The 361-nt window shown below is 57.9% G+C and carries 1 protein-coding gene; it reads left to right on the top strand.

The features are described 5' to 3' along the window. Positions 1 to 14: 14 nt before the first annotated feature. A partial coding sequence (locus A3754_RS05945; protein WP_197468496.1) for a transposase family protein occupies positions 15 to 361 on the top strand: 347 nt, incomplete at its 3' end.

Below are 361 nucleotides of genomic sequence, written 5' to 3'. Positions count from 1 at the left end.
CAAGGAAAGTTTGCATGACTAGCTTGCCTGACAACATCCTTCACCTTCCCGAGTACCACGTCCTAGGCACCAAGATGGAAGAGCATGATCTCCACTACCAGGTCGAAGCTCCTGAGCCTCTAGCTTGCGAGGAATGCGGCGTTGAGAGTGAGTTTGTCAGGTTCGGCAAGCGCGATGTGGCCTATCGCGACCTACCCATCCACGGAAAGCGGGTCACCCTCTGGGTGGTCCGTCGCCGCTACACCTGCCGGGCGTGTGGAAGGACGTTCCGGCCAGCTCTTCCGGAAATGGTAGACGATCACCGCATGACGCGGAGGCTTTACAACCACGTCGAGAAGGAAGCCTTCAATCACCCCTACGC

It is taken from the genome of Alcanivorax sp. HI0083 (genome assembly GCF_001635175.1).
Note: the sequence above shows the minus strand (reverse complement) of the source record. Positions and strands in the feature narration are given on the sequence as shown.